2 protein-coding genes are annotated in these 1529 nt (G+C 45.1%); both read left to right on the forward strand.

The window, feature by feature from the left end; translation table 11 throughout:
- Positions 1 to 97 precede the first annotated feature (97 nt).
- Positions 98 to 397 (forward strand): transposase, encoded by a 300-nt coding sequence (locus E5336_RS12230; protein ID WP_277820874.1) that lies wholly within the window; start codon positions 98 to 100, stop codon positions 395 to 397.
- A gap of 26 nt (positions 398 to 423) precedes the next feature.
- Positions 424 to 1284, forward strand: coding sequence for an IS3 family transposase (locus tag E5336_RS12235; RefSeq protein ID WP_168353674.1), 861 nt, complete (start codon positions 424 to 426; stop codon positions 1282 to 1284).
- The last annotated feature ends 245 nt before the right edge of the window (positions 1285 to 1529 follow it).

Below are 1529 nucleotides of genomic sequence, written 5' to 3' on the forward strand. Positions count from 1 at the left end.
TGAAGTTAGAATATAAATAGGATAATCCGAATAGAGAGTCTAACTTACCAAACCTATGTCATGGAACTATACTATCTACGAAAGGAAGCAAAGATCTATGGCAAACAAGAAAAAACAATTTACAGCCGAATTTAAACAGAACGCGGTGGATTATGTCTACGCGCATCCTGACATGACCGTCCAGCAATGCGCCGATCATTTGGAAGTCGGAAAAAGCACCTTGGCCCGTTGGAAACGCGAAGCCAAAGCCAACCCAAACCACGAAGTTCCATTTGTAGGATCCGGTCATTATTCTTCAGAAGCCGAAAAAGAAAACATACGGCTTCAAAGAGAATTGCGTGACACGCAGGAGGCTTTGAAAATCCTAAAAAAAGCCATCAGCATTCTGGGAAATTAACACAAGTCATCTATGAACTTGTCACACTGGAACACAACGCCGGAGTTCGCTTCTCCGTGTCCAGAGTGCTGCATCTTTTAAAGCTCTCCACCTCCGGGTATTACGATTTTCTAAAAAGAGAACCAAGCCAACAGGCGCTTCATAAAGAAGAAGTGAAAAAACAGATCAAAGATATTTATGAAGAGAGTCACCAGAACTATGGAGCACCCAAGATTGCAAAAGTTCTCGAAAAACAAGGGATCGTGATCTCACCGCGTACTGTCGGGCTGTATATGCGCGAGATGGACATACAGGCTCAATGGGTCAAAAAAGGCGTAAAAACAACCGTGGACAGCTGTTTCCATACCGAGTTGAAAAACGAATTGCAGAGACAATTCTCACCAGAAAAGCCGAATGCGGTATGGTGTAGCGACATCACCTACATCCGAACGAGATTGTCCGGATTCGTGTATCTGACATGCGTCATGGATCTCTATTCCCGGAAGATCATCGCGTGGAAATTGTCAAAAACGTTGGAAGTGACCGAAGTGCTGGAATGCATCGAAATGGCGAAAACTGTACGTCACATCGACCAGCCGCTCATCATCCATACAGACCGCGGGATCCACTATACATGCGAATTGTATCAACAAATGACCAGGGGGATGAAGCGGAGTTATTCGCAAAAAGGCACGCCGTACGACAACGCGTGTATCGAGTCGTTTCATTCATTGATCAAGCGAGAATGGCTAGGACGATGCGAGATCCAAAACTATCGGCATGCGTCCCGTCTCGTGTGGGAATACATCGAAGGCTGGTACAACACGATCCGGATCCACAGTCATTGCGAATACCAATCGCCCAATGACTATGAAATGGAATGGCACAAGCAAGAACGTAAGAAGTAGCGTGAAAAGAGAAAAAATTCTGAAGCACTCTTTACAGCGGGCTTTCCCCTGATAAGCTAGGGAGGCCATCGAACCCAATGTATACGATCAAGAAATTGGGTGATGGCAAAGAAAGTGGTTCAGGGGAAAAAGGGACCCGGTGTCAAGAGAGGAAGCGGAAGAAATTTTTCGAGTCAGACTACCAAGCGCGCAGTCAGGAAATAAAAAAATCTATTTATTTTATCCGTTTTCTTGACATAGGACCA

This window comes from Dubosiella muris (assembly GCF_004793885.1).
Lineage (GTDB): Bacteria > Bacillota_I > Bacilli_A > Erysipelotrichales > Erysipelotrichaceae > Dubosiella > Dubosiella muris.